This window comes from Desulfovibrio sp. 1214_IL3152 (assembly GCF_036763055.1).
Lineage (GTDB): Bacteria > Desulfobacterota > Desulfovibrionia > Desulfovibrionales > Desulfovibrionaceae > Desulfovibrio.
Genome location: NZ_JBAIYW010000385.1, coordinates 1 through 6,990 on the forward strand (window position 1 = coordinate 1; position 6,990 = coordinate 6,990).

Annotated in this window: 8 protein-coding genes and 1 pseudogene; 4 read left to right on the top strand and 5 right to left on the bottom strand. The window is 53.7% G+C overall.

What is annotated here, in order from left to right; translation table 11 throughout:
* Together V6C07_RS08395 and pdxT are read left to right on the top strand one after the other, a co-directional pair.
* Window positions 1-433 (top strand): annotated as a pseudogene (locus V6C07_RS08395) (pyridoxal 5'-phosphate synthase lyase subunit PdxS); the annotation flags it as partial.
* A gap of 1 nt (window position 434) precedes the next feature.
* Window positions 435-1,013: a pyridoxal 5'-phosphate synthase glutaminase subunit PdxT gene (pdxT, locus tag V6C07_RS08400; protein ID WP_333535942.1), complete on the top strand. Its 579-nt coding sequence runs from the start codon at window positions 435-437 to the stop codon at window positions 1,011-1,013.
* Window positions 1,014-1,757: 744 nt separating this feature from the next.
* On the opposite strand, the gene V6C07_RS08405 is transcribed toward pdxT, so the two are convergent.
* The 5 genes from V6C07_RS08405 to V6C07_RS08425 form a co-directional block, all read right to left on the bottom strand.
* Window positions 1,758-1,985 carry a hypothetical protein gene (locus tag V6C07_RS08405; protein ID WP_333535944.1) on the bottom strand — a complete coding sequence of 76 codons (228 nt, stop codon included), beginning with the start codon at window positions 1,983-1,985 and terminating at the stop codon, window positions 1,758-1,760.
* Between the two features lie 583 nt (window positions 1,986-2,568).
* The gene (locus tag V6C07_RS08410) at window positions 2,569-3,147 is read right to left on the bottom strand and encodes a type VI secretion system amidase effector protein Tae4 (protein ID WP_333535946.1); all 579 of its coding nucleotides are present in this window, start codon (window positions 3,145-3,147) and stop codon (window positions 2,569-2,571) included.
* Between the two features lie 13 nt (window positions 3,148-3,160).
* Window positions 3,161-3,676, bottom strand: a complete 516-nt coding sequence (locus V6C07_RS08415) for a PAAR domain-containing protein (RefSeq protein ID WP_333535948.1) — start codon at window positions 3,674-3,676, stop codon at window positions 3,161-3,163.
* Between the two features lie 460 nt (window positions 3,677-4,136).
* Window positions 4,137-4,280, bottom strand: a complete 144-nt coding sequence (locus tag V6C07_RS08420) for a hypothetical protein (RefSeq protein ID WP_333535949.1) — start codon at window positions 4,278-4,280, stop codon at window positions 4,137-4,139.
* A gap of 71 nt (window positions 4,281-4,351) precedes the next feature.
* The gene (locus tag V6C07_RS08425; protein WP_333535951.1) at window positions 4,352-6,031 is read right to left on the bottom strand and encodes a bacteriohemerythrin; all 1,680 of its coding nucleotides are present in this window, start codon (window positions 6,029-6,031) and stop codon (window positions 4,352-4,354) included.
* Window positions 6,032-6,131: 100 nt separating this feature from the next.
* Here V6C07_RS08425 and yedF point away from each other — a divergent pair, with 100 nt between their 5' ends.
* Window positions 6,132-6,764, top strand: a complete 633-nt coding sequence (yedF, locus tag V6C07_RS08430; RefSeq protein WP_333535952.1) for a sulfurtransferase-like selenium metabolism protein YedF — start codon at window positions 6,132-6,134, stop codon at window positions 6,762-6,764.
* A 19-nt stretch (window positions 6,765-6,783) separates the two neighbouring features.
* On the top strand, window positions 6,784-6,990 hold a 207-nt coding region (locus tag V6C07_RS08435; protein WP_333535953.1), incomplete at its 3' end, for a hypothetical protein.

Sequence of the window (6,990 nt, forward strand, 5' to 3'; positions counted from 1 at the left end):
GCCCGGCACTGGCAACGTGGTGGAGGCTGTGCGCCACTGCCGCCAGGTTATGGACGAAGTGCGCATGCTCTGCGCCCTGCCCGAAGCCGAAGTACCCAACTTTGCCAAAGAAATGGGCGCTCCTCTTGAACTGTGCCTGCTCGTGCGCAAAGAAGGCCGCCTGCCCGTGGTCAACTTTGCCGCCGGTGGCATTGCCACCCCGGCTGACGCCGCCATGATGATGCATCTTGGCTGCGACGGCGTGTTTGTGGGTTCCGGCATCTTCAAGTCCGGCGATCCGGCCAAGCGTGCCAGGGCCATCGTGCAGGCCGTGACCAACTACAAGGATTTCGCCCTGCTGGCCGAAATCTCCCGCGATCTGGGCGAACCTATGGTGGGTATTGAAATTTCCACCATTCCCTCGGGCGAGCGCATGCAGGAGCGGGGCTGGTAATATGGCCGCACGCTGTGTGGGTGTTCTGGCCCTTCAGGGGGCTTTTCGTGAGCATGTGGCCGCCGTGTCCCGTCTGGGCGTGGCGGCCCGCGAAGTGCGTCAGCTCAAGGATATGGATGGCATTGATGCCATGATCATTCCGGGCGGCGAAAGCACCACCATGGGCAAGCTGCTCAACGAGTGGCATATGCTGCAACCTCTGCGCGAGCGCATTGAACAGGGCATGCCGGTGTATGGCAGTTGTGCCGGACTTATCCTGCTGTGCCGCGTTATTGAAAATTCAGACCAGCCCCGGTTGGGCGTGCTGGACGCCACTGTGCGGCGCAATGCTTTTGGCCGTCAGGTGGACAGCTTTGAAACCGACCTCAGCATGCCGGAAATCGGCCCGGAACCCGTTCCGGCGGTTTTCATCCGCGCTCCTGTCATCACCAGCGTGGGGCCGGACGTAAAGGTGCTGGCCGAGGTCAAGGGGCAGGCCGTGGCCGTACGCCAGAACAACATTCTGGCTACGTCCTTTCATCCGGAGCTGACTCCGGATACGCGCCTTCACGGTTACTTTCTGGGTATGTGCGGCAACTGACGCAAACACCGTCCCGGACAAGGGGGAGGTTTTTGACGGTACGCGGCCGCTGTGCGGGTACTGATGGGCAACTGTTCTGAATATTGCGACAATGCAGGCCCGCTGCCACGCTTTCAGTATAAAGGGGAGAAACGTTTTTGGCGTTTTTCCCCTTTTTTATTGTTGCTTCCCCTTTTGGCGTCACTGCCCAACGCTTTTTGCCAAAATAAGAACGCGCTGCTTCAGAGCAAGAGAGCCGGAACTGCGGCGAGGGAGGGAGCGCGGAACCGAAGGTCAGAAAATGAAGGCGCAACGCGCCGGAGAAGTCCGGCATGTGCCTGCCTTGGTTGAACCGCCCCTCTTTCCCCTGCCCTAAACAAAGCAGTCCGCCATTCTGTGCAACGCCGCTTGGCTGGTCGCGCGTTGCCGGTTTTGCAAGGCAGCTATTACCAGGCGCCTTTTGTTAGGGCTCCCCAAATAATATGTACCTACTGATTGAAAAGCCTATAAGAGCCGTTACCCCGAAAAAGCACAAGAGGCGAACAATGTATTCTATTTTTTGTGAACGCGAAAATTTAACAGCAAAGGAAAGGCATGCTGTAATATATGCAATGCAATATATTAACAGCATGATGAAAAGCTCTGATATACCAGCATAATCTTCACCATAAAAACGCGGAGCCGGTAAACCTGGTATTCTGAGAAACTGAGAGCCAACTATAGCGCTTATGCAGAAACTAAAAATACCAATGAGAATTTTTTTCATTACTGCAGTTCCCAAATGAGGATTTTTTTTGAGCCAGCAAGATCAGAATACTGAAGGAAGCCGTCAAAGAGATCAATTGAACCAACCCCTAAGCCGAACCAGAGCATGCCCGCAGCAGCCGAAGCGGCAGAGATAATGGGAAATCTTGAGCCATTCCATAAATCTATATGATCGCCGGAAGGATATTTTTCACCTTTGCGGAGCCAGTAATCTTTTTCAGGCGACAACTGAAGTGTGCCGTCAAGATCATGGCTGCCCGGTCAATGGCGGAAGAGATCATGCCTGTGACCGGGAGGCCGTACAGGTGGAGCCGGAACTGCGGGGGGGGAGGGAGCGCGGAACCGAAGGTCAGAAAATGAAGGCGCAACGCGCCGGAGATGTCCGACATGTGCCTGCCTTGGTTGAACCGCCCCTCTTTCCCCTGCCCTAAACAAAGCAGTCCGCCATTCTGTGCAACGCCGCTTGACTGGTCGCGCGTTGCCGGTTTTGCAAGGCAGCTATCACCAAGCGCCTTTTGTTAGGGCTCCCCAAATAATATGTACCTGTTGATTGAAAAGCCTATCAGAGCCGTTACCCCGAAAAAGCACAAAAGGCGAACAATGTATTCTGTTTTTTGTGAACGTGAATAGTTCATGGCGAAAAAAAAGCAAGATAGGAAATAAATAATAAAATATATAATTCCACAAAGTACAGAATATCCAGCACAGTCTTCACCACAGACTGGGATCTGAGAAGCTGGCACCCTGATAAATTGGCAACCTACTATAAAGCTTATGCAAAAACTCAGGATTCCAATAAACAGATTTTTCACTACAGTAGCTCCCAAATAAGAATTTTACTGGCACCAGCCAAATCGGAATACTGAATATCAAAGAGGTCAATTGAACCAACCCCTAAGCCGAACCGGAGAATATTCATAGCAGCCGAAGGAGCTGAGGTAATGGGAAATCTTGAGCCATTCCATAAATCTATATGATCGCCGGAAGGATATCTTTCACCTTTGCGGAGCCAGTAATCTTTGAAAAAAATCACTCCTGTCTTTCCATCTGCCTTTTTCTGCCAATCTGTCCCCGTAATATCGGTTGGGGCAGGCCAGTTCGCCAAGTATCGTTTGTTGAGCCAGTTTGCAAGTTCTTCGGCGCGGAGAGCATGCTTTTCGTCCTTATGCAGTCCGCATGTTGCTCCTCTGTATGTTTTAAATGATGCGCCACATCTTTGAAGGGCAACCGCGACACGAATGGCACATTGATCTTCATATGTATTTTCGTCGCAGGGATAGCCTGTAGGAAAATTACCCCATAGCTCACTGAACGAAATGATTTTTTTGGGTTCTTTGACTTGTGAACCTTCTTTGAGATTCGTCAGCATGGTATTTTTGCGGTTTGGCATATAAGCAACTCCTTTATTCTGCGCCCTTGAGTACGGCCTCTTCACCCCAATATACTGTCAGGAGTTGTTTGCCTTGTGTGCTTATGCGGGGAGTTTTCCCTCCTTTGTCGGTTCGTCCCATATAGGTTCTACCGTCCTCAGTTTCAATAAAAAATGGATAATAATGAATGGGCTTACCAGTTGTGGCATCAATAGCGATGATTTGTTCATCGTATTGCCCGTCGAATGGCCCAGCATATGGAATTCGCTCCTCCTGAGAGTTTGCCGCAGCACTTCGGGCAATCAGTTTTGCTCCACAAGAAACCAAATCCCCATTGCGGGCAATCGGCTTTTGATCATCGAACGCTTCTGGAGCGCCACTGACAATATGATGCGTTCCTTTGCATTTTGGGCAGGATACCCTGTCTCCTACTCTGGCTATTGGTATGTCTTCATAAAACGTATTTTCAGACCCGGTAAGCACCTTGCCGCCGTGCGTTGTAGAGTCTCCAACTCGGATAACTTCTTCGTTTTCAATCGTCCAGACCATGGCTTATTTCCTGAGAAGAGATTTTTAAAAATATGTACGCACCCTAGTTAAGGTAAATTAACAAAAATCTATCTTGGCCGTGATTTGAAAATCAATGTTTTTTTGAAGGCGATAGTTATGTAATCAATCCTATTATACTGTATAGCGCCTTATGCATATAAAATTAAAATGATAAAGATGCATTAATCTCTGTGTAATATTTTTCGATTTGTAGATGATATAATCTGCTATATATTATGGAATTCAGACAGGTAGCGCATCTCTCCATCCCTCTGCTGCGAATATTGCTGGCATACTCAGTCACAGAAAGGCTTTTTGTGTCTGGTGTTGTCGTTTTTGAGTGTCATCCGGCTTGCGTGTCGCGCGGTTCGGATTTTTCGCCGAGGGCAGGGCAGCCTGCGCTTTCCGGAAGCAGTGCAGTGTGCTGGCGTTTTGGAACAGTCGTGTAAGGTCGTAAGTGTTACGTTTTGTCATTGGCCCGCGCAGGAACAGAAAGGGCCTTGCCGCACTGCTGCGGCAAGGCCCTTTTGGCGTGTTTTTCAGGGAAGGTAACTGTTTTTTGTTCCTGCTGCCCGGAAGTGCCGCCTGCGCGCCCCTCAGGCATGCCTGTGTTCCGCGTCAGGCCGCGTGGTGCCAGGGTATAAGGCCAGTGAACCGGTGCTGGCAGGCAGGTTTCTACCGGCCGTGATCCTGCTCAAAATCTTCCTTTTTGAGGTACGGCAGATAGGTGGGGTCTGTACCCATAATGTGCTGCACAAGCCAGTCCTTGAGGAAGGTCAGCAGATCCATGCTCACGGTGGCCGTACCGGATTTGAGCTGTTCTTCCACTTCATCCAGTTTTGCCACAAACTTTCTGTGGATTTTCATGTGTTCCGCCGCGCCCAGATAGGCGGTGGCGGTGAACAGCTTTTCTTCGTCCGCAAAGTGCGTGGCCGTGTAGTCGCGCAGCTTGCGCAGAATGGCCTGAAGCTCTTCCGTTGTGCGGTTGTGTGCCATTGCCGTGTACAGCTCGTTGATATAGTCAACCAGCAGCCGGTGCTGCCTGTCCACCATGGCGACATGCAGGTCGAGCTTGGGCGTCCACTGGACGAACTTGTCCGATGTGGCCTGCTCGTAGTCGCCGGAGACCAGCGCGTTGATGGTCATGTCCAGTTCTTCCATGCCGCTCTGGAAGCTCATGAGGGCGGCGATGAACGTCTCCATGCCGGCTACCGTCTGTTCCGATATCCGGCGGATTTCACCCATCGTTTCGCTTGTGCCGATGCTCTGCTCGGACTGATCCTTGACGCCTTGGGCTATGCTCTGGAGGTGGGCGGCGGTTTCGTTCATGGCGTGGAGAATGTCGCGCATGAAGGCCCCGGCACGGGCGGCCTGCTCGGCCCCGTCCATGCTCAGGCGGGCAGCCCTGTCCACAGTCTGCACATTGATTTGTGTTTCATCCTGTATGGCGCGCACGGCTTCTTCCACTTCCTTGGTTGCGCCCATGGTTTTTTCGGCCAGTTTGCGCACCTCGTCGGCCACCACGGCAAAGCCGCGCCCGGCATCTCCGGCCCGGGCGGCTTCAATGGCGGCATTGAGAGCCAGCAGGTTTGTCTGGTCGGCCACTTCATTGATGACATTCATGACATGGCCGATATTGCTGGCTTTTTCGCCCAGCCCGGCCATGGCCGCCTTGAGCTGTACGATGATATCCTTGAGTTTTTCGATGGAAGAAAGCGCGCCTTCCACTTCGCGTTCGCCCGTGGCGGCGCTGGCGCTGGAGCGCTGGGCGCTTTCTGAAAGTTCCTGTACCCTGGTTGACGATTGGAAGGCGGCCTGCGAAACTTTTTCCATAGCCTGGCTGCTTTCAGTGAGACTGTCGCGCTGGGACTCGACGCCCTTGCTCACCTCGACCACCAGGCTGGTCAGCCCACGCACGTCGGAGGACAGATTGCTGCATACCGAATGCGCCTTGTGCAGCACCATTGCCCCGCGTTCGGACTTGTTGTGCAGGTTCTTTTTTTCTTCTTCAACCGCGGCCAGACGTGCTTTAAGTTCGTCGGCCGTGGCGTTCATATGTTTGATGGCAGCGGCGTCTTCGGCCACGGCCTGTTCCGCGTCGTGCAGGTGGCTGAAGCAGTATCCGGCGCGTTCGGTCACATCACCCTCGCGGGCCGCAGCGCCATCGACAAAAAGAGCGTCGCTCTGCTCCCGCAGTTTTTTGTCCTCGGTCCTGCGTTTCAGCCAAAGGAGCGCGTCCGCCACGGCACAGGCTGCGGCGAAAACAGGCAGCAGCCATTGCAAGCCGTGCAGCGCACCCATAAAAGCCATGCCGGCGAGTGAACACAGTATGAAGAGTTGCAGTATAATGCCCATATATTTCCGCCTTGGTTTGCTTGCTTATCGGCAAATGTATATTTACTCTTAACAGCAAGAAATGTAAATAAAACCATGTAACAGCAAAGAGGTTGATATTATGGAGATTCTTGATTGCAGGGGGCTTGCCTGCCCTCAACCGGTCATCCGCTGTCGCACTGCCGTCGGGGAAGGGGCCGCTGCACTGGAAGTGGTGGTTGACAACGCCCCCGCGCTGGAAAATGTGCAGCGCTTTCTTCAGGGCCGTGGCTATCTGCTTGAGGTTGCGCAGGAAGACCCCCGGTGCTGGCGTATCAAGGCCGTATTGGCCGACGGAGGAGACGGATTGCCCGTCGGGAGCGTGCCGGTCACTGCGCCACAGGGCGCAGGGTCCGGCGCAGTGGAAGGAGGACCGGGCGCGCAGACCCTTGTTTTGCTGACCACAGAAACACTGGGGCGCGGCGATGACACCTTGGGCATGAAGCTTATGGAAAATTTTCTGGCTACGCTGCCGGAACTTGGCCCCCGTCTGTGGCGTCTGGTGCTTGTCAACGGCGGCGTGAAGCTGGCGGCCCGGTCCGGCCCTGCGCTTGAGTCACTGCAGCGGCTGGCGGCATCGGGCGTTTCCATTCTGGTGTGCGGGGCCTGCCTTGGGCATTATGGATTGCTGGAAGCAAAGGCTGTGGGGGAAACTTCCAATATGCTTGATATAGTAACCAGCCTTGATCTTGCGGACAAGGTCATCAGACCCTGACCGGCATTACGCGGCCAGCGTGGATCGCGGCGGCGGAACAGAAAAAGGCGGCATGGAAAATCCATACCGCCTTTTTCTATTTTTATCAGGCGATTACGTTGCCGAACTCGCCGCAGAACTTACAGTCAAACTACAGGCAGGCGCACCGCGGAACGTACAGTCGGGCGAACTGCTGCGTGTCTCTGCCGCGTCCGCTCTGTGCGCAACGGGCGGGAATGCGGCGTCC